We start from the raw sequence: 26688 nt of genomic DNA, 5'->3' as shown, positions 1-26688 counted from the left end.
GATAGGGCGACTTAACATATCTCATCACGCAGATTGTAATTTCTTCTGTTTGTCCATATCGAAAAACCACAACCTGAACTCTTGTATTCAGATCGTGGTTTTTTGTGTTTACAAAAGTGTTTTTTTAATTTCTTCAAATTCTTCTGTCGTGATTTCACCTTTTGCCAGGCGCTTCTTAGCGATTTCCATTGCGTCGTCACCTGTATTTTTCTGAGAACGATTTGCATTGTTGTTCTTCATAACGTAGTACACAATGGCACCAACGATAACTAATAGTAAAAAAAACATCAAAAATCCACCTCCCATTCCCCAGTCCATACCTGATCCGTGTCTCATCATTTCTTTCTGCCTCCCTTTTCTAATTCTGCTGTCTGTCTACACGTTAACTATACGCAAAAGACTTGCAGAAAGTATGGAGGCTCTCTGTCGGTAGCTCTACTTTAAAGGCATTAAGCTAGTCATTTGTAGCTAATGCACGGTCAATCAAGTCTTTACCAATTTGATCTTCGTATTTTTCGTAAACAGATTGTGCTGCTTGACGAAACTCATCTCGCTGTTCAACTGTTAAATCGTTAATTTGCATGCCTTCTGCTTCTAATTTTTCCATAAACTCTACATCTTGTTGTTGAGCAAGTTCACGCTGGTCATCACGGAATTCTTCAGATGCCTCTATCACCAACGCTTGAAGATCATCAGGCAAACTGTTATAAAAATCGTTATTTGCCAATAAAATGGCTGCTGCATATACATGCCCAGTCAACGTTAAATAATCCTGTACTTCGTAGAACTTATTTGTGTAGTATAGTGAAATTGGACACTCCATTGCATCGTAAGTTCCTTGTTGCAAAGCCGTATACAATTCTCCGAAAGCAAACGGAGAAGCATTCGCACCGAACGCTTTGAACGTATCCGTATGAAGTGGGTTCTCGAGCGTCCGTAACTTCAGCCCTTCCATGTCTTCTGGCGACTCAATTGGTCCCTCATTATTAGATACATGTCGAAATCCATTTTCGCCAAAAGCTAGTCCTTTTAAATCATTTTGCTCTAGACTATCCAGTAGTTCCTGGCCTAAATCTCCGTCCAACGCTTTATAAGCGGCATCGTAGTCATTAAACAAAAACGGCAAATCAAATACCAAGAATTTCTCATTAAATGAAGACAACGGCGCAACTGCTGGAATAGTCATTTCCAAGTTTCCTAACTGCACAGCTTCAATCGCTTCTCGGTCCGATCCGTACAGTTGACCGTTCGGATAAAGCTCTACTTTCAGTCGTCCATCTGATTCTGTTTCCAGCTTTTCTTTAAAATTCAACGACTCGATATGAGCAGAATGTTCTTCAGGAACCAAGTAACCGATTCGGATAGTATATACATCTTCACCATCTTCTTCTGTTGAAGCAGAAGACGGATCACTGGGTCTACCACAAGCCGACACTACCAGTAACAGCAGAGTAATCAATGCAAAACCGACTATTTTTTTCATAGAGTCCCTCCTATTTGATTTTTTCATTATATACCCTTTCTAAAACTAGATCTAACTTGTTGTGCTACTTGCTGTTTTAGCAATTCACACATATTCTACTCCACCACAAGAAGTTTTCCTTTATACTCTGTCGCATCCACAGACATCGTTTCTCCGCTCTCCACTAAAAAGGCTGCCGTCTTCTCTTTGTAGCGTTCATCCACATAGATAAACGTATGTTCTTCTGCACTAGTAGAAACGAATAACTTATCTTCTGCTACCTGCAAATCCATTAAGCCATAACCAGCTCTTGAGTATTCATAAACTGCGATTGCGGGCATTCCATCTATCGTTAATGCAAACACGGTAAGTTCCCCATCAATCCATTCATCTTTTTTTATTATCTCGCTATTCTTTCTGTCTAGCGTATAACTTTCTCCATAATCAAATTCGAGTCCTCGCCATAACTCCTGTTGTGTGGGAAACTCACCCGTTGTCCAACTGCCTGTTTGCTGGACTTGTCCATTTTTATCCACGTGTAAACTCACACCCATGTCTGGAGTTTCTTCATCATTAACATCAAAATACCCGACCGTATTGCCTTCTTCATACTGCTCAGGAATAATCATGAATTCCCGGTCTGGATAAGTGGTAGCTAAATACTCACTGACTTGCTCATACTTCTCTGCATGGATACTGACTTTTAAGTAAGGGTAATACGCAACATACCCAATATACCCAACAACCAATAGCGTAGTTAAAACAATTGCCCATTTTCTTCGTTTTCTAAAGATGATCCAAGCTCCTGCAATCACCAACAACACGCCAAGCCCGATCAGTAAAAATGTTATGACTTCACTCGGGTTCATTTTTTCACCTCTTACTTTATTTCTGGAGTGGCGCAATTTATATAACGGCATAAAAAGAAACTCTTCTACACAGATCTTAAATGTAGAAGAGTAAAGACTGTTACAGAATATCAATTGCGTTCCATATTCTGCATCGTTTAAAGTTTTTTCTGAAATAGTACATGATCTTTACACGCAGTGCCATAAGCGTTATTCACTACTTAAGGGCTGATAGTGACTTTTTATATACGCGATCAATTCTTTTTTAGACAAAACCGCATGAGGAATATTCAGTAAAGCAGCCATCTGAGCAACTGCCGGCGGTTTCAACATACTTTCTGTTAAAATGTCGTCTTGATAGAAAATGGTCATTGCTTGATCATCTGCTATAATGCGTCGATTCGCCATCACGATGATTCGTTTGAAATGAGTTGTTACAAATTCCATATCATGCGTGATGGTTATTACAGTTTTCCCCAAAGACTCGAGTGTTTCCAACAGATTTCCCAGTATTTCCAAACCAATTTTATCTTGCCCTGCTGTTGGTTCATCCAGAATGATAATGTCAGAATCCATCGCGATGACAGATGCTACCGTCACAAACTTCCTCATGGAATATGGCAAGTTATAGGGATTTTCTTCTGCATACTGTGAAATGCCACAAAGCTCTAATGCCCATTGAGTCATTTCTTCAACACGCTCCAGATCAAACCCCATATTTTTTGGTCCAAACCGAACTTCTTTTATCACTTCGTTATGAAAGATTTGGTCGTCCGGATTTTGAAAAACGTAGCCTACTTTTCGGGACAGTTGTGCGGTTGTCTTGGAAGTGGTATTCCATTCTCCTACAATAACTTCGCCTGTAGTTGGTTTTAATAACCCGTTCATCAGTTTTACTGCCGTTGTTTTTCCTGCGCCGTTTTGTCCCACTAGTGCAATTCGCTGTCCTTGTGGAATTTCTAGCGATACATTCTCTAGTGCTTGTGTTCCATCAGGATATTGGAAACTAACATTATTCAAAACGAGATGAGTCATCATGCAATCCTCCTACGCTGGTTTGAAAACAAGTCGCTACCTCAGAATACTTAATAGGTAAAAAAGCCAACGGAACTCCAGCCTTTTGGAGTTCAAGAGCCACTTCTGTCACGTGAGGATACTGGACATTTGCACTTGCATAAAGAGGATCGCTCAATACTTTTCTAGTCTCGCCTTGCACTGAAATGGTTCCTTTGTCTAAAAGAATTAATGTATCCGAATACTCAGCTACCAAATCCATTTTATGTTCTACAAGAATAATTGTTTTTCCTTTTTCCTTCATTAAACGAATGATTTCAAATACTTGATCTGTCCCGATAGGATCTAACTGGGAAGAAGGCTCGTCTATTACTAAAATTTCCGGATCCATTACAATGATAGAAGCTAAAGCTACACGTTGTCGCTGACCTCCTGAAAGTTCAAACGGATTTTTTTCACGTAAGTCTTGAATGTTAACGAGTGTTAACACGTCTTCTACTCTTGGATAAATTTCTTCAACTGGAACTCCTAAATTTTCTAGACCATATGCCACTTCTTCAAAAACCGTATCTTTCACACCCGATATTTGCGTAAATGGATTTTGAAACACATACCCAATTTTTTCACTTAATTGACCCAGTTCATAATCACTCATATCTTTGCCATCTAACATAACTGTACCTTCCAATTCGCCTTTATGAAAATGTGGAATAAAGCCTCTGATGATATTACAAAGTGTCGTTTTGCCTGATCCGTTATTTCCGACTATGGATACAAAGCTACCTTTTTTTATATCTACTGTTAGATGTTTCAGTACCCATTCATCCCCTACAGGATACCTGTAAGAAACGTCCTTTAGCTGGATGATTGATGTCATCAGAAAACCCTCCAAATAATAAGTCCTATAACGATGATGATATAAACCCATGGCAAGACACGATCAATTGGTCGCTTAGTCAACTGGTGCAGACTGGTCTTTTTACCAGGTGCAGAAAAAGCTCGTGCTTCTAATGTAATTGCTCTTTCTTCCGTACTTGCTATTGATGAAAGAATGAGTGGCGTCAATGTCGGAAAAAACGCTTTTGCTCTATTTACAAACGAGCCTTCTGTTTCGACACCTCGTGTTTTTTGAGCTTCCATTATAGTATTCGATTGACGACGCATCTCTGGAATAATTTGTAATGTTGACATAACAACGTACGCTCCTGTAGACGGCATACCGACATCTTCAAGTGATTTCACAAAATCTTTCACTTCCACAATGCGGAAAAATAAGATAAAAGCAGAACCAATTGCCAGAATTCGTGAAGTTAACGTCAATCCGTAATTCAAACCTTCTCTGGATACCTCAAAAATCCACCAAGAGGCAAGAACTTCATCTCCGGGATAAAAGAACAATTGCATCAAAAACACAATGACTAACAAGATAAACAACGTTTTTAAGATAAACGATAAGAACGACTTTACAACACCCGCAACAACTGCGATTAATATCAACACTGGAAACCAAGCAAAGGCAAACACATAATTAGGAACAATGATGACAGTAGCAGCAATAAATAAGGCAAAGTAAAATTTGGTTAACGGATACAAATTCACTAGTGAGTTTTTCATCCTATATTATCTCCCTTAACGTACTCTTCGCTTAACTAACAGCAACAAACCTACTTATCGATTGCGGTTACTTTTTTTCATATACATATGGCCATACTTCATTTTTGATAAATAGCGATCCGAAATGCTTTTCACGATAAAGTAAACAAATAACACAGAGATCACTTTGTCCGCAATTTCCGTAATAATGGTTGAAGTAAAAACCGCGCTCCAAATATTTTGACCCATCGCTAAAAATGTCGCCGTAATGGCAGACGATGTATTGCCTGTCGCTCCTCCAAAAAACAAAACTGTAATAGGAGCAGACGCTACTACCGCGATAGCTGTGATGATAAGTCCTGAAATTATAGCTTTATAGATAGTGCGAAACATGCCAAATTTAGAAAGCAAACCTGCACCTAACCCGATTGCCATTGATGTAATAACATAAGGAAAGTAAATCGGATTAAAAATCGCAGTAATAGAGTTTGTTATAAATGCCGCTACGATTGCAACTAACGGTCCTGCGATAACACCCACCAAGATTGTTCCGATTGTGTCCAAAAAAATAGGTAACCTTAAAATTTGAGCTACTTGAAACCCAACAAAGTTAATAGCTACCCCGATTGGAATAAGTAAAAGTGCAAGTAAAGTAAAATCTTTTTTAAAGTTTCTCTTCATGTTCATTTCCTCCTTTTATAAAGTTATCCACTTGTTGTATTGCTTTGACGACTTCCACTTTTTTTGACTCGATTGACACGCCTTCTTTCTTACTTAGTTGCCATACAAAAAATCGTACCAATCTCACGTATACTGTTGTTTCATGTCTTACATAGACGGCTTTCGTACGATTTTCGATTAAGAAAACATTTTTCATTTTCTTTAGGCTAATGTAAACGTTGTCAATAGTCAATATGCTTTAAATATTATGCTATTGATGGAAATAGATATTATTTTTTCAACTATAAAAAAATTATATGATGAAGTTTTACTTCCAACTCTTATTCTCCTCACTAAAGCCCCAAAGATGTTGCTTTCTTAGAAGTTACATGATTTTCAGGGACAAGTTATTAAATGAGTTAGAGTCTCTATAGAAATGGATGTTATACTGGACTACAGGAAAAGATACTACGTAAAGAAGATGGTGGTTAAAACATGAAGCGATATTTTCAATTCAGTGGCAGTCGAATTGTGAAAACAGGGATAGCCATATTTTTAACAGCTGTTATTTGCGAATGGTTTAACTGGCCACCTGTTTTTGCGGTGATCACGGCCATTGTTTCGATTGAGCCCACAGTTAGCGATTCGATAAAAAAAGGGCTGGTTCGTTTTCCGGCATCTGCAATTGGTTCTGCATTCGCTGTTCTCTTTATCACACTTTTCGGGAATTCCCCGATTACCTATACACTCGCTGCGGTCGCCACAATCTTAGCTTGTTATAAATTCAACCTGCATGCTGGGTTACTTGTCGCCACATTGACATCTGTCGCGATGGTTGAAGTGATTCACGAAGACGTTTTAATTTCGTTCTTCATTCGTTTAGGGACAACAACTGTTGGGTTGCTCGTGTCTACCGCGGTAAACATGCTGGTCTTCCCACCAGATTACCGGAAAGACATTTTAACGAGTATTCAAAGTATTAGCGAACACGCTGGAACGATGTTGGAACAGACATTTCGTACGATCTTATTTGCGGGCGATGTAAATCGTCAAGAAGAGCAAAAGCTAGTCAAGCAACTGACTACTGAGATTAAAAAAACGGAGAAATTAATCCATTTCCAGCGTGACGAGTCTAGTTTTTATCCTTGGATTCGCGGAAGAGAAGCCGAACTGCTTATGGCGGAAAGGCAATTACTCTTTATACATAATCTCGAATTCCATTTGGGTTCGTTACTCTACATCCCACTACACACGATCCAGTGGACTACAGCTGAGCGAGAAATTATTATGCATGCCGTAACGGAGCTTGCGCGCGATTTGCAGCATTCAATCGACTACGATCCCGAAAAGCATCAACACCAATTAAAGAACATTACCAACTTGTTCTGGGATGACAGCAAAGGAATCAAAGCGAGTGATGCCTTGCACCCTACCCACTTTCCAGCAGCGTTTAAAATCCTTTACGAACTCATCACGATTTATGAGTTAGTGGATAAGTTTTTTGATCCCACTAGTATCAAAATCGCGAAAGAAGCAGAAAAATAAAGTGAAAAATGGCCGTATCAGAAACAACTTAGTTGCTGATACGGCCGTTTTCTATTAAAGACTGCATTGCTCGATTTTTTTCATTTAGATACGCAAGCCAATGCCCGGTCCGATTGGAAGCCCAGTCAATGCGAAGATAATCATCATGATGAGCCACACTCCGAAGAAAATAAGACTGTATGGCAACATCAACGAAATCAATGTGCCGAGTCCCGCTTTTTTATCGTATTCTCGCATAAAAGCGAGAACGATCAAAATGTACGGATTGAGCGGCGTAATGATATTCGTCGAAGAATCTGCAATACGGAACGCCAACTGAACAAAAGCCGGATGGTAGTCAAGTAACATAAACATCGGGATGAAAATTGGTGCCATCAATGCCCATTGTGCAGAACCACTAAAAATCAACAGATTCAGTAATGCTGCAAGAACACTGAATGAGACCATCACTGGCAAACCTGTCATATTGATGCTCGTCAGAAATTCTGCACTGTTGACGGCTAGCCAAATCCCTAGATTGCTCCAATTAAAGTAATTGATAAACTGAGCAGCCGCAAAAATGAGTACGATATAGCCCGACATGTCTTTAATGGCATCTCCCATAAAAGCAGGAATGTCTTTTGAATTTGTGATTTTTTTAACCGTAACTCCATAGGCCACAGCAATCGTGATAAAAAAGAATAGAATGATTGGCACAATGCCGGATAAAAATGGTGACGGAATGATGCCGCCGTCTTCGTTTCTGACTGGAGAGTCTGGGAAGAACAACAGTAAAGCGATTAAGCCAATATACACGGCTCCCGCGATTAAGGCGTTTAACAACCCTTTGTTTTCTTGCTTTGTCACCGGGTCGAACGATTTATCCGTTCTGCCTGCATACTCACCAAGTCGCGGCTCGATCAACCTTTCCGTAATGATGGCTCCGACAATCGCCATGACAATAACAGATGCACTCATGAAATACCAGTTATCAACAGGAGTAACTACAAATGTTTTATCAATAGTTCGTGCAGCTTCCGTCGAGATCCCTGACAGCAATGCGTCTGTCCCAGTGATTAACATGTTCGCTGTAAACCCAGCACCTGTTCCAGCAAATCCAGCTGCAAGACCTGCAAGCGGATGTCTGCCGACTGACACAAAGACCATTGCAGCAAGTGGTGGCACTAGGATAAATGCTGCATCTGATGCCAAGTTCCCCATAATTCCTGTAAAGATAACTGCGTAAGTAATCAGTGACTTTGGTGCATTCAAGATGGATTTCTTAATCGCCGTTTCCATCAATCCAACACGTTCAGCCAATCCGATTCCGAGCATCATAACAAGGACCAGTCCGAGTGGTGCAAAGCCGGTAAAGTTATTGATTGTCTCTGCTAGAATATAGCGAATTCCTTCTCCTGAGACAATGCTTCGAATTGGCAGTTCTTCAGCGGTTCCTGGGTGGATGACCGTGGTGCCAAACGCACTGACCAACCATGACAATAAGACAACAAACACAGCTAAATAGACAAAGATAAAGAATGGGTCGGGCAAGCGATTGCCCCATTTTTCGATAAAATTTAAAAATCCTTTTTTGTCTTGTTGTTCTACGGGTGATGTCATTGCCATTCCTCCTTTGTCATTTTTCCGTTCCGAATAGCAAGCGGTATACGATCCGCGGACGTCCTCTTTGGCCGGATTCTTCTCCTGCGACTTCTGCAACACCAACTTGTTCCAGTTCTTTTAAAATTCTACGTGCGTTGCGTTCTGTGCTGTTCATCCACCCGGCCAACTCAAGAGAAGTCACTTCCACTTTTGCATAATGATGAGACAGCGACTCAATCCGGGCGATAATGGTCTGGCTGATTGACGCACCTTTGAGCGCTTCTTGCCATTTTGCTTCACTGCTGCGCCGATTATAATGGAGTTGGTCTCCAAGTGAATTGATTTCTGTCACTTTTCCGTCTTCGTCAAGATTGATGATGATACTGTTTTCTTTTTCTCGAGCATAATCTAGTGCTAACCTGACGTTTTGTTCGGATTCCAAAACCGTCTTGCCATACCCTACTCCAATGCGGACGTGCATAGTGCTATTGACGAAAATTTCTTCTTGCACTTCTTTTAAGTGATGAAACTTGCCGTACAGCTCTAGCTCTCCTCGCGTTGTATAAATGACATAAATGCCATTTCCTCCGTTCACTTTTGAACCTTTGACTTTTTCAGTAAAATCAATAAGCACTCGGTTAATCGCCAATTCTTGACGTTCTATTTTAAATGGCGATTTGCGTTGTTGGGCTTGGCTCGGATAGATAATTTCAATGCCGATCATTGCCAATTGCTTCATGCGGTACAAGTTGGCTAAGCTTCTTTCTTTAATAACTGAAATCGCCCGATGCGCAGCCAGTTCTGATACGCTGATCCGGTAAACCGGCACACCTCTTTGTTTTAAGCTGTTGTAGGCAGCATGGACACACGTGAGAGCTGCTTGTATTTCACCTGAGCGATACAGTTTCTCGTGGTAATCGATCAGCTCTTCGGCAGGAATATAGCCGAGTTCCGGTGCGGTGTGAATGTTCATTTTTTCCAAATCAAAGTCCTTGAGCATCTTTAATACTTCTTGACGCGGAACTGAATCGACACTGATGCTCGACAACACCGCTCCTTCTTGCATAATAGCGTCTAGCATCGTCCCGAGTAGACTCGACCCATGTAGCAAAATGTAATCTGCGTGTTCTGCATCGATTAACTTTTCTTTTAGTGCAAAATGATAAGGTGCGGGGCCTGAAAAAAGCCAATGCTCGATGCGTGCTGAGTGTTTAGTGATAATGTTTTTTGTTTCTTCAGTATGCTGATAAATAAACGGAACTAGTTCGATTCCGTCCAAACTATTTGCTGCTTTCATCGTTTCATTGACCGAGTCATTCGGTCCAATCAATCCAACTCTAACTAGTTCTGTCATTGAGTCGTAGCCTCCATTAAAAAGCGGGCCAATAGCTCGGCACCCATCACTAAATCTTCTGCCGTTGCAGATTCATCTGGGTGGTGACTCAAGCCGTCTTCACAAGGAATAAACAACAATCCGCTCGGCCAGACTTGTGCCATATTCATCACATCGTGCCCTGCGCCGCTATCCATATGGTGCACCGAATACGTCTCATGATCGCTAGCTAGTTGCTCGGCTAAAGGTGGATCAAGCAAAACAGATGGATTATCAACCAACACATCGATTGCGATTGAAACGCCTGTTGTTTGTTCTATACGCTCGGCTTCAATCCGTATAGCCTTTGCCATTTTCTGTTTCAACAAATCATCCACGCTGCGAATATCGACTCCGGCTATGACCGTGTGCGGAATCACATTCATTGAGTTTGGAGCCGACGTCAATTTACTTACCGTTGCCACAAGCGATTTCTCATATGCATCGTTTAGTTGAAGAGCTGTTTCTTGAACAAATGAAATAAAAAGAGCGGCTGTTGTCAAAGCATCTTGTCTGCGATCCATCGGCGTTGTTCCAGTGTGTCCCGCTTTTCCATTAAACGTGACCGTCAACCGAATGGGGCAAGCGATGCTTTTAACAACTCCGTAATTTTTTTGATGTTCGACAATGTGTAGCCCTTGCTCGATATGCAGTTCAACAAAGCTTTGAAGCTGTTCTTTTGGACGTTTCGCTTTGGATAAATTTTCCCAGTCAAAACCTTGACTGGCAACAGCTTCTGCGAGCGTCGTGCCATGCTGGTCTTTGAGACTGCCGATTGTGGGATCGAACAACCCACTCATGGCTTTGCTGCCAATTGTCGATACGCCAAACCGTGATGATTCTTCTGAACGAAAGCAAATCACTTCAATTGGCCGCTGTGGTTCGAAACTAGCTTGTTTTAGCAGTTTGACTGCTCCTAGGCTGCAGACGATGCCTGCACCTCCGTCAAAAGCGCCGCCGTTTGGCACAGTATCAAGATGGGATCCGGTCGCTACTGCTGCGTTTTCGCCTCCTGGAACTTCCCAGCGCGCAATGATGTTGCCCGCAGCATCTTCCACACTAGCCAAACCTAGCTCTTCAGCAATCGCTCTAAAAACCGTAATGGCATTGGTTTCTTCTGTTGTATAACCTTGTCGCGTAAATCCTTCTGGTCTCACCAATGCCTCACTCATATTCAATCGCTGTAATTGCTCAATCAACCAGGCTTTCACATATACCGTCCTCCTTCAGCAAATATTCAGTCGTTCGAATCAAGGTCTCCAAACCAGCCATCAATGCCTGCTCATCATAATCAAAGCGGGGATGGTGATGACCAGCAGGCAAGGGACTAGCAAAAATCATAAATGTTGCTAGTCCTCCGCGTTCCCGGACGCGCTCGATCATATACGTAACGTCTTCTGAAGCACCAATTGCCAAATCCGGGACAATTTTCAAGTTTTTTGACGAAGCACACGCCCGTTCGACGATGCCAGCAAACTTGAGATCTGCAGATGTCGAAATCGCTTTTCCCACATATTCAAGTTCTAGCTCGACATCGTATAAACTCGCACTCGCTTGAAGAATACGCTGCGCATTTTGTTGCATATACTCATCTAATTGGTTGGTCTCACCGCGTGTTTCAATTTCCATAAACGCTTTTTCTGCAATGATATTGCGCCCTGATCCTGCATGCAAAGTACCGACGTTGATACGTGTCGCTCCGTCTTTATGACGCGAAATGCTGTGCAAATGTACCGTGGCAGAAGCGGCAGCAAGCAAAGCGTTACGTCCTTCATTGGGTTCTAAACCGGAATGTGCCGATTTGCCGATAAATGTTGCATTGATCTTAGAACTGGCCAAAAACCTCGATGTGGCGGCAGCTACTGTACCTGCTGGCAAATCATGAAGCCCAACGTGACCGCTCAGGAAAAAATCAGCATCATCCAACCATCCTTTATCCACTATGGCCTTAGCTCCGCGTCCTCCTTCTTCTGCAGGTTGGAACAAAATCGTATACTTGCCGCATAACCGATCTTTGTTTTTAGACAAATAGTCAACCAGTCCGAGCCCAATTGCCGCATGTCCGTCGTGACCGCATGCATGCATCATTCCTGTAATTTGCGAGCGGAATGCTTGTTGTGCAGGTACATGTTCAGCAACATCAGACTCTTCAATCGGCAATGCATCGATATCAAAACGGTAAGCAAAATTCGGTCCCGAACGACCCGTATCGAGTACGGCGGCGAGTCCGGTATGTCCGCCTTTCATCTTTTCAAGAAAAGCAGGCGGCACTCCTTTGTCGAGCGCTCGTTGTTCGTTTGTTTTGAGGAATTCATCACTTGGCACACCCATTCGTTCTTCACTCGTTAACAGCTCGGTTCCATAAAAAAGCGAAAACCCTTTCCCCGTTAACTGTTCACTCAACTCATAAGTGGTTACATATTCAGCAAACCCAATTTCAGGGTATCCGTGCCGCTTGCGTCTTTGCTCGATGACATACGGCTCGATTTCTGCCATGAACTGTTCAACAAGATCTATCATTCCTGTTCCTCCTATTCATTCAATTCTGTTAGCACGTCGAGCGCTGCTTGCGCCATCAATTCTGCCCCAATCGACATCGCTTGTTCGTCAATCATAAAGCCAGGATCATGGAGCGGTTTTTGGTTTTCACCTATCGAAGTCCCGAGCCAGTAGTAAATCCCTTCGTATTTCTTCAAAAAACGTCCAAAATCTTCTCCTGCCATGCTGCCGATAACTTCTGGTACGCCCCCATCTCCTAATTGACGTTTTGCCGACTTGCGGACCACTTCAGCCCAACGTTTTGTGTTGATAGTTGCTGGATAGCCGTCCGAATAATCGATATCACATGTACCGCCCATCATAGCTACGGCTCCTTCGACTACTTCATGGAAACGCTTTTTCAATAGTTTCTTTGTGTCGTCTGATAGTGAGCGAATCGTTCCTTCGAGCACGACTGTATCCGCCACAACGTTGTAACGGTAGCCTCCTGTGATTTTACCGATGGTGATAACACCGGAATCCATTGGGTTGGCGTTTCGACTGATGATGGTCTGTATGGCGGACATCACTTGATTGGCGATGATAATAGCATCAACTGTTTGATGAGGCATCGATGCGTGTCCACCCGCTCCGTGCAGCGTTACTTGAAAACGATCGGAATTCCCCATAATGGCTCCGTCAATAATGCCCACTTGTCCAACCGGAAGACCCGGCCAAACATGCTGAGCCATTAAGACATCTGGCTGGTAGTTGTCAAAAACACCATCTTCCATCATCTGTTCTGAACCGCCCGTCGGCGCATTTTCTTCAGCAGGTTGGAAAATGAGCAAAATCGTTCCGGCCATGTCTTGTTTCCGATCTTGCAGCAATTTCCCCACTCCTAAAAGCATCGCCGTATGGGCGTCGTGGCCACATGCGTGCATTTTGCCATCAACTTTAGACTTAAACGGAACATCCGCTTTCTCCAAAATCGGCAATGCATCGATATCTGCACGCAAACCAACCGTTTTCCCCGGTTTGCCTCCTTGAATAACACCGAGCACACCCGTTTTAGCATATCCGGTAGAATAATCGATGCCATATTCATCAAGCTTCTTTTGTATCTTCCGCGAAGTGTCCGTTTCTTCGCCGCTCAATTCTGGATTCTCATGAAGATCTCGCCGAAATGCGCGCATTTCATTAAACAACTCTTGTGCTTGCTCTGTCATCGTCCTCACCCACTTTTCTGATTTAAGGAAATAGACCATAATCATTCCGTTAATAAAAAGTGTACTCTATTTTACTTGCAAAACGCTAGATTTATTTTGATTTTTCTGAATAAATTCATAATAAAAAAAGAAGCTCTGCTGCTTCAGCGGTCTTGAAGATTGAATTAGAATGACTTCATGGCGTTTCCAAACAGCCAGCTAGCTAGCTCGACAAATAAAATCACGAAATTGATACAGCTACATAAAAAGAAACTCGTCTCTTTCAACTGTTAAAGTCGCAAGAAAGAGAGTTAACTTTTGTTTACTAACAACCGTTAACTTTTCACGTGCTTGTCTTTAATGACTCGGTAGTTATCATGATGGGTTTTCTTCCATTCCATTTTTTTGTACATCCCGCTGTCCGTCTTTTCGGAATCCAACTCCGTCCTGCCAAAATGCCATTCCGCACAAAAAAGTAGCCCTTTGCAACGACTGCAAAGGGCTACTTTTGGTAGTTATTCATCTATAACTTCTATTAAATCACAGAGCTTTTAACTTAAACACTTCTCGCTTTGAAACCAAGTCCGCTGTGTTCGTCCGGTATTCTTGATAATGACGAGAAGCAACATGGCTCTCCAACGCGTCTTTGTCTTGCCATGATTCGTGAAGAACAAACGTGTCGTCTTCAATCGATTGATGGAGAACATAGCTTAGGCATCCTGCTTCTGCGCGTGACGCAATTAGTACTTTGTTCAACTCTGTTAATAATTGATCTGCCATGTGTTCGTTAGGTTTTAAAATAGCTGTAATTAGGATGGGCTCCATCACTCAGTCCTCCTGCTTGCTTTTTTTATCTAAAGCCTTCACTAATTCTTCAGCCAATTCTTCAGCAGAAAACGGATCGCGGCCAGTTACCAATTGATCATTGCCCCATACAACTTTGTTGTCAGCACTATAATTGGCAACTTCGCTCATTTTCGCTTCCAAGCTAAATGGTAAGATTTCTGGAAGGCCTTCAGGTTCTACCGCTTCTGGGTAACCAGTTACATCCAACCCATCAATGATGCTTTTGCCATTTGGACGCATTGTCCATACTAGTGGCGCTGGTCCGTGACAGACAGCCGAAACGATGTTGCCGTTGTCGTAGACGGTATTGATGATGTTGCGCAGCTCTTCACTTTCAGCGAGGTCATACATCGCTCCGTGACCTCCTACGATGAAGACCACGTCATAGTCTTTTGCAGTGACGTCTGAAAGAGCCATTGTATTATCTGCTATTCCCGATTCATACATTTTTTTGTATTTGCCTTCTGGATCGTAATCTTCACTAATGCTGACTTGGTCAAGCGTTGGTTTACCGCCCAGTGGTGAAGCTAAGTCTACTTGGTGTCCTGCTTTTTCTAAAATCTCTTTCGGTGCGAACAACTCTTCTGCCCACCAGCCAGTTTCGTAGTTATTGTTTGTATCTTTATGTCCACTTGATAAGACTGCTAATACTTTTGCCATGTTGTGTTTCCTCCTCTAAGTAATAAAAAACCCTAATATTAGTGTATTCCCTTATTTTTCACGTCTAAACAAACAAATCAAGCAGCTAAATTCTGAAATTCTGTTTATCTACTTAGATTTTTAATGCACAGTGAAAATGAAGTTACCATCGATTGTTGTCGTAGAAGATCGTATGAAAAAGCGGAGCCCAAGCGGCTCCGCTTTTCTTCGTATTTAGTTGTGAGTATTCGGTAAAACTAAACATTTCCGACTACTGCTATATCGTTCATTTATTCAGCTTCCAAATCGAGCAGTTCAAGCCCATTGCGAACATGACCCAAGCGATGTAAGGAAGCATGAGATTGCCAGCTGTTTGATCGTATTGGTAAAATTCATAGGTCGTCCAAGTGATTGTCGCCAGCAGCAAAGCCATTTCCGCAAGTGCAGTGCCACGTAACCCCCATTTGAAAAATAGGAATGACCACAAAAAATTCAGACCCAACTGCAAATTGTAAGGCAGCAGTACGCTCTCTTCTGCTGTTTTCAAGGCAGCTTTTTCCGTTGCTCTGTATTTTGCCATTCCCATAGAAGCGTATAAAGCGGTCCATGCCAAAGGAAAAACCCAAGGAGGTGGAGAAAAAGACGGCTTTTTCAGTACACTGTATTCTTCTTGGGTGTTGCGGTTTGCGAATGCCCCAGCCAGTGACCCACCGACAACCGGCACCATTATGCTCAGCGCCAGTTTACCCGGTTTGATCTTGCCATTTACTTTCAAGAACTCCATACACTTTCCTCCTCTGAGTTTAATCGCTTTTTTCCTTCACAAGTGATTTCGGTATGCTGGTTGTGCTTGTTTTAAAATTCCTCATGAGTAGCGGGGTCCATATCAAACAGTCTGCCATCCGGACGAGAAAGTTCAGCAATCGCAGTCATTTCAGCATCGCTTAAGGCAAAATCAAAAATAGCTAAATTTTCTCGCTGCCGTTTAGCAGAAGTAGAACGAGGAATCGATACAGAGCCAATTTGGTATTGCCAGCGCAAAACTACTTGCGCAATCGTTTTATGATGACGGTCTGCAATCTTTCTTATTGCCTCATTCGATAAAATATCTTTTGCCTTTGCAATCGGACTCCACGATTGCGTTTGAATATTGAATTCGTTGTGCACGTTCCGTTGCTGTTGCTGATTAAAAAACGGATGCAATTCAACTTGATTGAGACTCGGCGTTACGCCAGTCTCTCCAATAATCCGCTCTAAGTGTTCAGGTAAGAAATTACTGACGCCAATCGACCGAACGAGTCCCCATTTCTTCGCATCAATCAACGCTTGCCACGCTTCCACGTAGGAATCTTGATTTGGCATTGGCCAGTGGATCAAGTACAGGTCGAAATAATCCAATTGCAAACGATACAACGATTCTTGAATGGCTACTAGAGCTTTTTCATACGTATGATAACGCCCCGGTAATTTGGACGTTACCCATAGTTCTTCACGCGGAATGCCGCTGCGTCGTATACCTTCACCAACTGCTCCTTCGTTTTCGTAATTATATGCCGTGTCAATCAACCGGTAACCGGCATTGATCCCACTGCTAACTGCGTTTGCTCCAGCATTGCCCCACAGTCCGTATGTACCGAGTCCTATAACGGGTAACGTTGTTCCGTCGTTTAATGTCACTTTGGGTATTTCTTTTTCCATCTACGATCACTCCTCTCGTTCTTATTTTCAGATTACTCTTACATCTCTCTAAACTCAAACGTTTTGGTTTCGGAACTGTTATTCGAGTTCAACGATACACTATACTTTATGTAAAATTAAGAATTAATGTACAATTAACAACAGAACATCATTACAGTGAGGAGCCTACATATGAAAACAAATACATTCCAGTTAAACGAAACGACAATCAAAGACATTCAACAAGCTTTCCGTAATCATAAACTTACCTCGGTAGAATTGGTCGAAGCTTATCTTGAGCGGATCAGAGCTTTCGACCAGAATGGCCCGAAAATCAATTCCGTCTTGACGATCAATCCAGACGCACTGAAAATCGCAGCACAACTAGATGAGAATCGCGGACAAGATAACCAAGGTCCCCTATACGGCATCCCTGTGTTGCTCAAAGACAATATCGAAACTGCTGACCCAATGCCGACAACAGCCGGCGCGATTGCACTCGAACACAACTTCGCTAAAGAAGATGCCTTTGTCACCAAGCAATTACGAAATGCAGGTGCCATCATTTTCGGCAAAGTAAACTTGAGCGAATGGGCGTATTTCATGTCACAAGATGGACCGAGCGGCTATAGTTCACTCGGCGGTCAAGTGCTAAACCCGTATGGCGTAGGTGTCTTTAAAGCAGAAGACGTTGGCGGTTCGAGTTCAGGGACAGGAGCCGCTATCGCTTCGAATTTCGCTGTTTTCGGTGTTGGTACGGAAACATCCGGCTCAATTTTGAGTCCATCAAGTGCCAATTCAATTGTCGGTATCAAACCAACCTTAGGCCTCATTAGTCGCTCGCGCATCATTCCAATCGCTGAAAGCCAGGATACTGCCGGACCAATGGCGCGTACTGTGACGGATGCGGCGATTTTACTTGGCGCAATGACCGGTGTCGACGAGCAAGACGCGGCAACACTAACAAGCGCGGAACATGCGCTCACTGATTACACGCCGCACTTGAAAAAAGACGGTTTGAACGGTGCCCGCATTGGCGTCGATCTTAGCTTTTTAAACAACAAAGCACCAGAAGAACGTGCCATTATAGATGAGGCGATTGAGCAATTCAAAGCACTCGGCGCCACGGTTGTTGAAGTGACAATTCCAAAGTCAACATTTGAGTCAGACGTCTTGTGGTACGAATTCAAGCGTAACGTTAACGACTATTTGCGTACCACACCTGCTGAAGTGCCAGTCAAATCCTTAGCAGACGTGATCGAATTCAACAAAAAAGACCCTGAGCGTCGCATGAAATTTGGTCAGGCCGAACTAGAAAAAGCACAAAAGTTAAGCGACGATCCGAACGACTCGACTTATTTAGAACATCGCGAAACGGATTTGCGAACTTCTACTTCAGAAGGATTGGATCTCGTCATGCGAGAACACCAACTCGACGCACTGTTATTCCAAAACAACCGCGGTGCCGATATGCCCGCAAAAGCAGGCTATCCGTCCATCACCGTTCCGGCGGGGTACACGAGCAGCGGACATCCTGTTGGTGTCACGTTTAGTGCACAAGCGTTTAGCGAAGCACGTTTGATCGAGCTCGCCTTTTCTTATGAACAGGCAAGCTTGAAACGCAAAGCACCGGATTTGGAGTCTTACTGAGTTTAATAAATACACCGAAAAACACCCTTCATGAAAAGTTGGCAAAAGCCAACCGCTCAGCGGAGGGTGTTTTCTAGTCTAGTTTGACTATTGATTTTTCTGGGGAACGTACGCATATGCTTTGTCATCTTCCATTACTTCGACGAGCACTTCGGCTGGAACTTCTTTTTCTGATATTTTTTGCTGACTGATTTTCTTAGGCTCTAGTTTCTTCAAGCTTTCCAAATCGCGGTACTTCAGGGCCTTAATGCCAAAATTAATCTTTACTCGGTAGTTTTCTTCGATACTCCTCACTTTTTCTTCGATAGCTCTGATAATGGTATGGTTTTCTACAACAATTGCCGCCAAAGCCTGTGATTTAACCTCCTCTTCCGCGTAGTTCCGGATTGTCCGGAGATACGGTTCGTAGCATTCCTCTATAAACTGCACATTGAGCAGCACAAGTTCTTGCTTGGCGTTAAACTGTCCAATGAGCTGCTGGTACTCTTTCTTTATAGGAGCATCTCCCCATTTCCGAAGCGTTTCATGCTCTCTTAATCCTTCAATGTTTGCAACAATCGTTTTCAAGTCTTTCGTCAACACTTTCAAATCCTGCAGCGTCGCCGTATAAAACCCTTCGATTTCTGCATCTTCCACACCGCCAAGCGTAATGCCATTTCGGCGAAACCGTTCAATAACTTCCTTGAAATAACTAAAGCGCGCCTCGATCCGTCCCGCAAAATCATTTTCCCGGTGTTGAATCAAAGCTTCGAGTTGCCGTTCCATGCTTTTCAAAGAACTTTGGATTTCAATAAGTTGTTGCTGTCCAACGACTGTCGTCAATAGGTTCATGCTCGCATGCGCTAAGAGCCCTGGATTCACACGCTTCACAAGGACCGCTTGTTCATAAATCCCTTTCATGCCGGCTTTGTTCACTGCCGGTACATAGCCTCTGCCGTTTTTCCGCTCAATCAAGGTCATGCTCTTGTCCTTCAGACCTTTCACCACTTCCGGGCTAAACTTCACGCGGAATGTCCGGTTTTGTTGGAGAACTACCGCTCCGTCTTTTAAGGTCTGTGCAATAATTGGAATCATATTCCCAGGAAGCTCGATCTTTTTATAATCGCCTTTGATGATCTCCTCGTTATCTACTTCTGATACTGTAGGGTTCAAGTAGCTGTCATCATCTTCTGGCTCTGGTTCAACCTCACTACTTTCTTCTGTCGCTTCTTCAACGTACGGCTCTTCTACTCGCGCTATGGTCTGCCTATCCTTTCTAATGTAAATAAAGATCGCAACTAGCAAAGTCAGCACCACTGCACCCGAGATGAAAATGTATTCCATGAACTACCCCTCATTTCTTAAGTCGTCCTAGCATGCCAATAAAGTTTCCTTAGTTGCTCTTATAAGTTTCAGCTAGTTCAATTCATTTTATTTATATTTACCCAATTTTACAGCCGATTACCTTACTATTCTCTAGATTGCACATAATTTTTGAAAACGATTAAAATGAAAAAGCTACACCTGCGCTGTTAGTTTAGCAGATGTAGCAATGTATGAATTATTGTGTTTTGTCGGCACCTTTTAGAATTACTTCTTACCAAGAAGCCAATTTTTATTTTTGTTTATTAGCTTCCGTAATCTCTCGCATTAACTCCACCCAGTCTTCTCGGTTAAAATTATAATAGGCTAACTCGATTTTTCTGAGAACCAAGTGAAGGCTGTCAAATTGTTCATCAGAACGGAAACGCCACCAGCTTTTCACAGTAGGCGCTTTCGTCCCAGGCGGGTAATACGTCAATGTTTCTTCCGGGTTTATAATTTTTTCCAACTTGTCCGCATCCAAGTATCCGTGCGGAAAATCGATATACAGACCAAGTGAAAGTTTATGAGGTTTAATGGTCCCTATTTTATGTATAGATACCGCGTCCTGCTTTTCGAGTGAGTCACTCCAAAGAACCGGTTTGTCACTGATGATTACAAGTTGATCCTCTTCGTTCGTTTCAATCTTGCAATGAGAGAGCCCCTCAAACACTTCGCGTATTTCTTTCAATTTTTGTTCGACTAATCCGTCCATTCTGCCACTCCTTTAAATTTACTTGCTGCTTTTATTGGTACATTGTTAACATAATACTGCTAAAAATATATCCATCTTACTCCCTACCCTTGCGCATACTTTTAATTACAGTGGCTGTTTTTCTATCTTAATTTTCTTTTCCTAGAGACACGATTTTCTATTAATCTATAGGAATTTCATGGACTTCATACAATAAGAACAAAGTTCCTTCATTCTCTTCGGCATCTAAGTAAGATTGACATTCTAATTGGAATTTTTGCTTGTGAGGAAACCCATGGCTGTCTTTATATTTTACACTGAAATTAACTGAAGGAAGATATTTATAATCCATATCTTGTCTTGCATCTTTTTTAGAAAAACCATATAGAAAAGATAGTATAGCAAACTCTCTTTCTACCTTCACTTTGTAAAGAGTATCTGTTCGGTAGTGTACTTTCGACTTTTTATATGAATACATTGGATCAAACTGGTTCTCAGGATGAGGGTGGTAATTCATAAAATTCATATTGTATTCATTTTCTCCCATTAATACATCACTGTATACTTGAAAAAAATACAATCTCTCTTTTTCGTCTTTTTGAGAAACTTCTATATTAATTTTTGATGAATTAGCTTCTTTAACTTTGTTCAAAACTTCCTCAGCAAATTCCCATTCAAATATGACTTCTTTAGCAGGCCCTCTCCCTATATTCTCTACATTTAATTCTAAATGATAAAAATACTCCAAAGGGCTTTTAATAAGCTGATTATCATGATAAATAGAGTCATCTGATTTAATATCAATTCGAACTTCTTTATGCTCGAAAACTAGTGAAGGTTGCTGCGACTCTATTCTTTGGTTACGTAATTCCTTCACATTAGATAAAGTAGCAATTGCAGTAATTATTGTAGCTAATCCAGTTAATAGCATTATCCACTCACTTATAGTAAGCAAATTCAATATACTTTTTAAAAACTCCATTTAATTTAATATCCCCTTAATTTTTACTTATTAGATATTCCCTGAGAATAAATAAATTTCATTCCAATTTAACATAACTTGTTTTAACCAATCAAACTCTAATTTTCTCTCACATGCCGCTCCCAAACACGTAGTTCTTAAAGAGTTTATACTCATGAATAGTTTTAGTTAGAAATACAAGCTTTATAGACTTTCTCATATATGTACATAAGTTATATAGTGTAATCAGAATCGTTTAGAATTGCAGATTTCCTCTAGGATGCGTTTTTATCATGCGTTTCATTCGGATTCAGTAGCCAGACTAAAATATTCGAATGGCATATTTCAAACTGATCTACCAGGAAAACTTTAAACGGATTAAATTTCTGATGCAGTCGAGTAAATTCCTTTGAATGCTCTAATAGCGAGATTCTCTCCAGCGCATAAGTCACCTCTTGCTCCTTACTAACTCTTTTAAAGCGTTTTCTTTCTTTTCATTTTATCATTCTCAGGGAGTGTTTGTCAGCGAAGCTCAAAGAATACAATATTTCAACAAAAGATAAATAAAATGAAAAAGCTACACCCGCACTGTTGATTTAGCAGATGCAGCAATCTGTGATTTATAAATTTTATTGTATTCTCAGAATCGATTAGAATCTGTTTTTACACGAGTTTGTATTTTTTAAAAAAGATAGGATATTATATATATAATTTATTTAGTTTTACTGAATCTTTTTTATAAGCTATCTCGTATTCTAACTAATGGTAAATCTTATTACATTAGAGAGCAGGTAAAATATGAAAATAACAAGTTTGAAGAAAGACATTAAAGACCTTAGTACATTCTATACATTAGTAATTTTCTTAGTAATATTAATAGCGGTAACTGTCACAGTAGTTTCATCTTTCAATCCAAGTCCCGAAAACACCGGACTAATTGGCGCTATTCTTGGAGGAATAATCGGAGGGTCCTTAACTTTACTTGGCGTATATTTAACTATCGAACAACAGAAAACAAAAGATTTTTTAAATGCGTATCCTCAACTCAAAAATAATACTGAAGAAATATTAGAGTCACTCGAATTTCTTATTGTTTCTCTAAACTCTAATAATAAAAAAAGTATAAAACCTCTTATACAATCTGTAATTGACTGGATAGTCTACACTTAGTTGGACAGAAAAAATAAGGGGGCGTAGAATAGTCCACTATACGTGAGGAGAATCTACCATGCCACAAAAAAGACGAACATTTTCCCCAGAATTCAAAAAACAGGTCGTCGCGCTGCACGCAGGCGGAAAAAGCCGACCGGATATTGTCCGGGAATACGACCTGACGGCTTCCGCCCTCGATCGGTGGATTGCCCAATCCAATCAAACTGGCTCGTTCGAGGAAAAAGATAACCGAAGCCCTTTGGAAACGGAATTGCTTGCCTACAAAAAACGAAATAAGCAGTTGGAGATGGAAGTGGATATTTTAAAGCAAGCGGCGCTGATCATGGGACGAAAATAGAGATTATCCAACAGAATCAACACCTCTATTCAGTATCAGCAATGTGCACTGTCCTCCAAATTGCCCGCAGCACCTTTTACTATGAGACTTCCGTTTCGGTAGAAAAAGCACACCAAAAAGCCCAAGCAGAACAGGAGTTGAAAGACGAACTCTGGGCGATCTTTCACGAGAATCGCCGCGTCTATGGCACACGCAAGCTGAAAAAAGAGTTGGCGAACAGAAAGAAATGGGTGATCTCGAGACGCCGTATTGGACGCCTCATGGCGTCACTTGGCATCCAATCGAAATACGCGCTGCCATCCTACAAACCGATGGTCACGCCTCCCAATGAAGCGACATACCGGAATGTGCTGAACCGCCAATTCAATCCGGCAGCGAAAAACGCCGTGTTGGTCAGCGACCTGACGTATGTAAAGGTTGGCGGCCGCTGGAACTATATTTGTTTCCTTCTCGATTTATACAACCGTGAAATTGTGGGGTACAGTCTGGGCGAGCGTAAAGACGCTGCCCTGGTTCAACGTGCCTTCGCATCGGTCAAAGGCGACTTGGGAGCCGTGAAGCTGTTCCATACGGACCGCGGATCTGAATTCAAGAACACCGGCATCGATGCGCTATTAAAGACGCACCAAATCGAACGGTCGCTGAGCCAAAAAGGAACCCCTTACGATAATGCGGTGGCGGAAGCCACGTTCAAGATTTTGAAGACGGAACTCATCAACGGAATGTGCTTTGACACGCTTAACCAGCTAGCGCTTGAACTGTTTGATTACGTGAATTGGTACAACCATGTCCGTCTACACAGCAGTCTGGGCTATACCAGCCCTGTCACTTATCGAAACGCAGCCCTTAAAAAAGTTGTTTGATTTAGTGTTGACGTACCAGACTTCTCCACAACTGAGATTGATATCTTAAGAGTGAAAGCTATTCCATGCGGTGGAAAGACATTCTCAGAAATAATGAAAATCAAAAAAATCATTAATATGTTTGTTATAGAAGCAAAGGCTACTGTAAAACTCATATCTGATGACGCTGGTAACGAGACAATAAGCTATTATGCAACAGATGAAAAAATAGAAAAGTTGAAAAAAGATTTAGCAACTTGTAAAAAGAGAATTGATGAAGAAATAAACAAAGAGGAAGAAAGGTTCAACGCTTTTTATAATCTTTAAATAAACTTTCTATGGAAGTTTATTTAACGCTTGCAAGATTGTATTGTCAAATAGTTCTTATGGATTGAACTGAATAAATGAAATTAATTTGGTTGTATATAAAAATTCATCTTACTCAATGTCGATCTAATAAGTAGATTTATGTATAAAGGCTAAAATTATTATTAGAATCGTTAGAGTTCTCCTTTCACGTGAATACCTATTATAATTGAATAAATATTCAAATCAGTGTGCTATATTATTTTAAATTAAAATGTTAATATTATACTTATTCTTATGGAGGTATTATGAAAAAAACTTTACTATTTTTGAGTATCATGGTTTCAACTATTGGTTTATCTGCTTGTTCTGAAGAAAAGGATCCTAATGTGCTAAAAGTAAGCAACTCTTCAGATGACATAGTTGGAGAAAATTATGAATCCGTAATTTCAGAATTAGAAGAAATAGGATTCACAAATATTGAAACGAAGATATTAGATGACTTAATTACTGGTTGGTTAACTAAAGATGGTGAAATTGAAAAAGTAGATATTGATGGAAAGACCGAGTTTAGTGCGCAAGATGATTTTCAAAAAGATTCAAAAATAGTTATCACCTATCACACTTTTGAAAAAGAAGAAACGAACACTAATCAAAAATCCAAGGAAACAAATGTTGAGAAAGTAGAAGAACCAACCACTGATACGTCTGCTGAAAGTAATAAAGAAGAAACAAGTACAACTGACAAAGTTAGTCCAGAGAAAGATAAACAAGTAACTAGTGACAAACCTGCTGAGAGTAGCACAGAAATATTAACTGCAAATAATAATGAGGAACTTGCAGTCATTCTGGCATTAAAGGATACTACCGATCCAAAAATTGCTGAATTCGCAAAAAAATACGCGGGTAGAACCATTGAATTTGATGGTTATATAGCAAACATGATGCCTCATGGAAAGTATAAAACAAGATACGACATATTAATTAACGTAGGTGATTATAGGGAAACCAATTTTAGCGGACCTGACTTTAAGTTTGACGATGTCGGTATGTTAGATTTAAACCTTACCGGTTCTGAAATACCAGACACTATTGGTTATCGACAGAATCTTTTCATTACAGCCATAGTTGACGAATACGATGAAAACCCTGGGCTTTTCTTTATTAAACCAATTTCTACTGAAATAAGATAAGAGTCACACCTTTCATAAAACTTATCTAATCTCAATTAGGAACTAGAAAAAGAACTTTACAGATTATTTAACTTATCGATAATCAGATGTAGTTATTAAAACCAAAAGCCGAGTCCCTCACTAGAAATAAGGAGGAATTCGGCTTTTTGTGATAAATTCCTTACTGTTAGTAGGTCGTCACCGCTTCTTACTCCTAAATCTTCACCAACTCATCCAACAATGCTTTCCAGATGGAAGCTTGTTCGATCATTCGGCAAATACTTCTTTTATAAATCTCTTTTATTGCTTCCCTAGGAGCCGCACATTACAAACAATTTATACAAATGAATAATATGAAAAACCATACCCGTAATGTAGACGCATCGGACGTGGCAATGTATATGATATAAGTTATAGTGCATTGTCGGAATCGTTTAGAATTTTTTCTTTCCTTGGGACGCGATTATATAAATTCACTCGCTTATGTTGTTAGTACATTTTCTTTATAGAATACTTTTTTCACTTATTTCTTTTTTTAATTCATCTACACTCAACACATTCCCGTTCACTTTGCGATGTAACATTGAATGACAGTTCGGACAAACTGGGACAAGATCTTTTTCATAATCAATTACGTGTTGTTTACCGATTTCATGTAAAGGATTAACATGATGCACATGAATAAATCCTTCTCCAACCTCACCATATATCTCTCCAAAGTTCATTGAACAAACTGCACAGCTATCTCCGTGAATTTCGATGCATTTTTTTCTGGCAATTGGATTTCTTTCATATCTGTTCACTGCTACTTTGACTTTTTGTCCTTCTTCCAACTCTTCACTGACTTCATCAGGAAAGATCTGGCCACTCATATGCTTTTCTATATAACTAGATAATACCGTACTTACTTTTAATGGACCCTGTGGCGCTCCGTTCAATCCGTTTTTCAATAGAGCATCCAGTGAAAGCGCCTCATTGTCCACATGATCTTCAATTTCCAAACGAACGAACCTTTTAACTTCTTTAAAACTATCAAACCCATTTTTATCAATCCAATCACCAGGGTTCTGATAACCCTCACTTGGTCCCAAATCTACCTCAACTACATTTGTTTTGTAAAGAATCTTTTTAACCGGCATCGTTGCATATATATAAATGATATCGCCCACTTGGTAATTTGCGCTTTGCTTCCAATCTATTTGCTCATATGTACTGAATGCTTTTTCATAATTATAGATTTTACTATTAGCAGGAATAATCCATTCCATTTTGTCCCCTCCATTTTTCCC

Annotated in this window: 27 protein-coding genes; 6 read left to right on the top strand and 21 right to left on the bottom strand. The window is 41.0% G+C overall.

Annotation, left to right across the window (positions count from 1 at the left end):
* Positions 1–108: 108 nt before the first annotated feature.
* The 8 genes from I858_RS03520 to I858_RS17115 all read right to left on the bottom strand — a co-directional run bounded on the left by I858_RS03520 (position 109) and on the right by I858_RS17115 (position 5794).
* On the bottom strand, positions 109–339 hold the full coding sequence (locus I858_RS03520) for an SHOCT domain-containing protein (protein WP_049694891.1): 231 nt from the start codon (positions 337–339) through the stop codon (positions 109–111).
* 115 nt (positions 340–454) lie between these two features.
* Entirely contained in the window at positions 455–1483 is a 1029-nt protein-coding gene (locus I858_RS03515; RefSeq protein WP_049694892.1) for a TRAP transporter substrate-binding protein, read from the bottom strand.
* A gap of 95 nt (positions 1484–1578) precedes the next feature.
* Positions 1579–2382 (bottom strand): LPXTG cell wall anchor domain-containing protein, encoded by an 804-nt coding sequence (locus I858_RS03510; protein WP_338046072.1) that lies wholly within the window; start codon positions 2380–2382, stop codon positions 1579–1581.
* A 138-nt stretch (positions 2383–2520) separates the two neighbouring features.
* Positions 2521–3345, bottom strand: coding sequence for an energy-coupling factor ABC transporter ATP-binding protein (locus I858_RS03505; RefSeq protein WP_049694894.1), 825 nt, complete (start codon positions 3343–3345; stop codon positions 2521–2523).
* Positions 3323–4201 (bottom strand): energy-coupling factor ABC transporter ATP-binding protein, encoded by an 879-nt coding sequence (locus I858_RS03500; RefSeq protein WP_049694895.1) that lies wholly within the window; start codon positions 4199–4201, stop codon positions 3323–3325. The genes I858_RS03505 and I858_RS03500 overlap by 23 nt, the downstream gene beginning before the upstream one ends.
* Complete coding sequence (locus tag I858_RS03495) at positions 4201–4938, bottom strand: energy-coupling factor transporter transmembrane component T (protein WP_049694896.1); 738 nt, start codon at positions 4936–4938, stop codon at positions 4201–4203. The genes I858_RS03500 and I858_RS03495 overlap by 1 nt, the downstream gene beginning before the upstream one ends.
* Positions 4939–4992: 54 nt before the next feature.
* Positions 4993–5598, bottom strand: coding sequence for an ECF transporter S component (locus tag I858_RS03490; RefSeq protein WP_239457213.1), 606 nt, complete (start codon positions 5596–5598; stop codon positions 4993–4995).
* Positions 5582–5794 (bottom strand): hypothetical protein, encoded by a 213-nt coding sequence (locus I858_RS17115; RefSeq protein WP_049694898.1) that lies wholly within the window; start codon positions 5792–5794, stop codon positions 5582–5584. Before I858_RS17115 ends, I858_RS03490 begins: the two co-directional genes overlap by 17 nt.
* Positions 5795–6072: 278 nt before the next feature.
* Here I858_RS17115 and I858_RS03480 point away from each other — a divergent pair, with 278 nt between their 5' ends.
* Positions 6073–7122 (top strand): FUSC family protein, encoded by a 1050-nt coding sequence (locus I858_RS03480; protein ID WP_049694899.1) that lies wholly within the window; start codon positions 6073–6075, stop codon positions 7120–7122.
* 84 nt (positions 7123–7206) lie between these two features.
* Here the strand turns inward: I858_RS03480 and I858_RS03475 are convergent, their stop codons facing one another.
* From I858_RS03475 to I858_RS03435, 9 genes are all read right to left on the bottom strand, one after another.
* The gene (locus I858_RS03475) at positions 7207–8721 is read right to left on the bottom strand and encodes an AbgT family transporter (protein WP_049694900.1); all 1515 of its coding nucleotides are present in this window, start codon (positions 8719–8721) and stop codon (positions 7207–7209) included.
* Between the two features lie 16 nt (positions 8722–8737).
* Positions 8738–10057, bottom strand: a complete 1320-nt coding sequence (locus tag I858_RS03470; protein ID WP_049694901.1) for a hypothetical protein — start codon at positions 10055–10057, stop codon at positions 8738–8740.
* The gene (locus I858_RS03465; RefSeq protein ID WP_049694902.1) at positions 10054–11286 is read right to left on the bottom strand and encodes a M20 family metallo-hydrolase; all 1233 of its coding nucleotides are present in this window, start codon (positions 11284–11286) and stop codon (positions 10054–10056) included. The genes I858_RS03470 and I858_RS03465 overlap by 4 nt, the downstream gene beginning before the upstream one ends.
* A complete protein-coding gene (locus I858_RS03460) occupies positions 11267–12595 on the bottom strand; it encodes an amidohydrolase (protein WP_049694903.1) in 1329 nt (442 codons plus the stop codon). The genes I858_RS03465 and I858_RS03460 overlap by 20 nt, the downstream gene beginning before the upstream one ends.
* 11 nt (positions 12596–12606) lie before the next feature.
* The gene (locus I858_RS03455) at positions 12607–13782 is read right to left on the bottom strand and encodes a M20 metallopeptidase family protein (RefSeq protein ID WP_049694904.1); all 1176 of its coding nucleotides are present in this window, start codon (positions 13780–13782) and stop codon (positions 12607–12609) included.
* Positions 13783–14301: 519 nt separating this feature from the next.
* Complete coding sequence (locus I858_RS03450; protein WP_049694905.1) at positions 14302–14586, bottom strand: putative quinol monooxygenase; 285 nt, start codon at positions 14584–14586, stop codon at positions 14302–14304.
* Positions 14587–14589: 3 nt separating this feature from the next.
* Complete coding sequence (locus tag I858_RS03445) at positions 14590–15267, bottom strand: type 1 glutamine amidotransferase domain-containing protein (protein WP_049694906.1); 678 nt, start codon at positions 15265–15267, stop codon at positions 14590–14592.
* Positions 15268–15532: 265 nt separating this feature from the next.
* The gene (locus tag I858_RS03440; protein WP_049694907.1) at positions 15533–16030 is read right to left on the bottom strand and encodes a TspO/MBR family protein; all 498 of its coding nucleotides are present in this window, start codon (positions 16028–16030) and stop codon (positions 15533–15535) included.
* A gap of 71 nt (positions 16031–16101) precedes the next feature.
* Positions 16102–16944 (bottom strand): aldo/keto reductase, encoded by an 843-nt coding sequence (locus I858_RS03435; RefSeq protein WP_049694908.1) that lies wholly within the window; start codon positions 16942–16944, stop codon positions 16102–16104.
* Between the two features lie 171 nt (positions 16945–17115).
* Here I858_RS03435 and I858_RS03430 point away from each other — a divergent pair, with 171 nt between their 5' ends.
* Positions 17116–18573, top strand: coding sequence for an amidase family protein (locus I858_RS03430; RefSeq protein ID WP_049694909.1), 1458 nt, complete (start codon positions 17116–17118; stop codon positions 18571–18573).
* Positions 18574–18660: 87 nt separating this feature from the next.
* On the opposite strand, the gene I858_RS03425 is transcribed toward I858_RS03430, so the two are convergent.
* From I858_RS03425 to I858_RS03415, 3 genes are all read right to left on the bottom strand, one after another.
* On the bottom strand, positions 18661–19896 hold the full coding sequence (locus I858_RS03425; RefSeq protein WP_049694910.1) for a hypothetical protein: 1236 nt from the start codon (positions 19894–19896) through the stop codon (positions 18661–18663).
* Between the two features lie 271 nt (positions 19897–20167).
* Entirely contained in the window at positions 20168–20629 is a 462-nt protein-coding gene (locus I858_RS03420) for a hypothetical protein (RefSeq protein ID WP_049694911.1), read from the bottom strand.
* Between the two features lie 160 nt (positions 20630–20789).
* A complete protein-coding gene (locus tag I858_RS03415) occupies positions 20790–21590 on the bottom strand; it encodes a hypothetical protein (protein WP_049694912.1) in 801 nt (266 codons plus the stop codon).
* 777 nt (positions 21591–22367) lie between these two features.
* Between I858_RS03415 and I858_RS03405 the strand changes: the two genes are divergently transcribed.
* The 4 genes from I858_RS03405 (at position 22368) to I858_RS03385 (ending at position 25420) form a co-directional block, all read left to right on the top strand.
* Positions 22368–22739 carry a hypothetical protein gene (locus I858_RS03405; RefSeq protein ID WP_049694913.1) on the top strand — a complete coding sequence of 124 codons (372 nt, stop codon included), beginning with the start codon at positions 22368–22370 and terminating at the stop codon, positions 22737–22739.
* A 58-nt stretch (positions 22740–22797) separates the two neighbouring features.
* A protein-coding gene (locus I858_RS03395; RefSeq protein WP_157886472.1) for an IS3 family transposase occupies positions 22798–23942 on the top strand; the annotation gives its coding sequence in 2 pieces (ribosomal slippage) (positions 22798–23044 and positions 23044–23942; 1146 coding nt in all).
* A gap of 93 nt (positions 23943–24035) precedes the next feature.
* Complete coding sequence (locus I858_RS03390; protein WP_065524409.1) at positions 24036–24248, top strand: hypothetical protein; 213 nt, start codon at positions 24036–24038, stop codon at positions 24246–24248.
* Positions 24249–24535: 287 nt separating this feature from the next.
* Positions 24536–25420: a DUF4839 domain-containing protein gene (locus I858_RS03385; RefSeq protein WP_049694951.1), complete on the top strand. Its 885-nt coding sequence runs from the start codon at positions 24536–24538 to the stop codon at positions 25418–25420.
* Positions 25421–25902: 482 nt separating this feature from the next.
* Here I858_RS03385 and I858_RS03380 read toward each other — a convergent pair whose 3' ends face one another.
* Positions 25903–26667 carry an HNH endonuclease gene (locus I858_RS03380; protein ID WP_049694950.1) on the bottom strand — a complete coding sequence of 255 codons (765 nt, stop codon included), beginning with the start codon at positions 26665–26667 and terminating at the stop codon, positions 25903–25905.
* Between the last annotated feature and the right edge of the window lie 21 nt (positions 26668–26688).

The sequence above is a fragment of the Planococcus versutus genome (assembly GCF_001186155.3).
GTDB classification, from domain to species: domain Bacteria; phylum Bacillota; class Bacilli; order Bacillales_A; family Planococcaceae; genus Planococcus; species Planococcus versutus.
The sequence above is the reverse complement of the archived record's forward strand: the minus strand, read 5'-3'. Positions and strand labels throughout refer to the sequence as shown.

What these genes read in the sequence shown, in the direction of transcription:
- I858_RS03430 (WP_049694909.1), top strand. Translation starts at nt 17,116, where the DNA reads ATGAAAACAAATACATTCCAGTTAAACGAAACGACAATCAAAGACATT.
- I858_RS03470 (WP_049694901.1), bottom strand. Translation starts at nt 10,057, where the DNA reads ATGACAGAACTAGTTAGAGTTGGATTGATTGGACCGAATGACTCGGTC.
- I858_RS03455 (WP_049694904.1), bottom strand. Translation starts at nt 13,782, where the DNA reads ATGACAGAGCAAGCACAAGAGTTGTTTAATGAAATGCGCGCATTTCGG.
- I858_RS03420 (WP_049694911.1), bottom strand. Translation starts at nt 20,629, where the DNA reads ATGGACGGATTAGTCGAACAAAAATTGAAAGAAATACGCGAAGTGTTT.
- I858_RS03480 (WP_049694899.1), top strand. Translation starts at nt 6,073, where the DNA reads ATGAAGCGATATTTTCAATTCAGTGGCAGTCGAATTGTGAAAACAGGG.
- I858_RS03490 (WP_239457213.1), bottom strand. Translation starts at nt 5,598, where the DNA reads ATGAAGAGAAACTTTAAAAAAGATTTTACTTTACTTGCACTTTTACTT.
- I858_RS03515 (WP_049694892.1), bottom strand. Translation starts at nt 1,483, where the DNA reads ATGAAAAAAATAGTCGGTTTTGCATTGATTACTCTGCTGTTACTGGTA.
- I858_RS03510 (WP_338046072.1), bottom strand. Translation starts at nt 2,382, where the DNA reads ATGCCGTTATATAAATTGCGCCACTCCAGAAATAAAGTAAGAGGTGAA.
- I858_RS03440 (WP_049694907.1), bottom strand. Translation starts at nt 16,030, where the DNA reads ATGGAGTTCTTGAAAGTAAATGGCAAGATCAAACCGGGTAAACTGGCG.
- I858_RS03495 (WP_049694896.1), bottom strand. Translation starts at nt 4,938, where the DNA reads ATGAAAAACTCACTAGTGAATTTGTATCCGTTAACCAAATTTTACTTT.
- I858_RS03425 (WP_049694910.1), bottom strand. Translation starts at nt 19,896, where the DNA reads ATGGAATACATTTTCATCTCGGGTGCAGTGGTGCTGACTTTGCTAGTT.
- I858_RS03500 (WP_049694895.1), bottom strand. Translation starts at nt 4,201, where the DNA reads ATGACATCAATCATCCAGCTAAAGGACGTTTCTTACAGGTATCCTGTA.
- I858_RS03505 (WP_049694894.1), bottom strand. Translation starts at nt 3,345, where the DNA reads ATGACTCATCTCGTTTTGAATAATGTTAGTTTCCAATATCCTGATGGA.
- I858_RS03475 (WP_049694900.1), bottom strand. Translation starts at nt 8,721, where the DNA reads ATGACATCACCCGTAGAACAACAAGACAAAAAAGGATTTTTAAATTTT.
- I858_RS03450 (WP_049694905.1), bottom strand. Translation starts at nt 14,586, where the DNA reads ATGGAGCCCATCCTAATTACAGCTATTTTAAAACCTAACGAACACATG.
- I858_RS03460 (WP_049694903.1), bottom strand. Translation starts at nt 12,595, where the DNA reads ATGATAGATCTTGTTGAACAGTTCATGGCAGAAATCGAGCCGTATGTC.
- I858_RS03380 (WP_049694950.1), bottom strand. Translation starts at nt 26,667, where the DNA reads ATGGAATGGATTATTCCTGCTAATAGTAAAATCTATAATTATGAAAAA.
- I858_RS03415 (WP_049694912.1), bottom strand. Translation starts at nt 21,590, where the DNA reads ATGGAGTTTTTAAAAAGTATATTGAATTTGCTTACTATAAGTGAGTGG.
- I858_RS03385 (WP_049694951.1), top strand. Translation starts at nt 24,536, where the DNA reads ATGAAAAAAACTTTACTATTTTTGAGTATCATGGTTTCAACTATTGGT.
- I858_RS03445 (WP_049694906.1), bottom strand. Translation starts at nt 15,267, where the DNA reads ATGGCAAAAGTATTAGCAGTCTTATCAAGTGGACATAAAGATACAAAC.
- I858_RS03390 (WP_065524409.1), top strand. Translation starts at nt 24,036, where the DNA reads ATGAAAATCAAAAAAATCATTAATATGTTTGTTATAGAAGCAAAGGCT.
- I858_RS17115 (WP_049694898.1), bottom strand. Translation starts at nt 5,794, where the DNA reads ATGAAAAATGTTTTCTTAATCGAAAATCGTACGAAAGCCGTCTATGTA.
- I858_RS03435 (WP_049694908.1), bottom strand. Translation starts at nt 16,944, where the DNA reads ATGGAAAAAGAAATACCCAAAGTGACATTAAACGACGGAACAACGTTA.
- I858_RS03520 (WP_049694891.1), bottom strand. Translation starts at nt 339, where the DNA reads ATGATGAGACACGGATCAGGTATGGACTGGGGAATGGGAGGTGGATTT.
- I858_RS03405 (WP_049694913.1), top strand. Translation starts at nt 22,368, where the DNA reads ATGAAAATAACAAGTTTGAAGAAAGACATTAAAGACCTTAGTACATTC.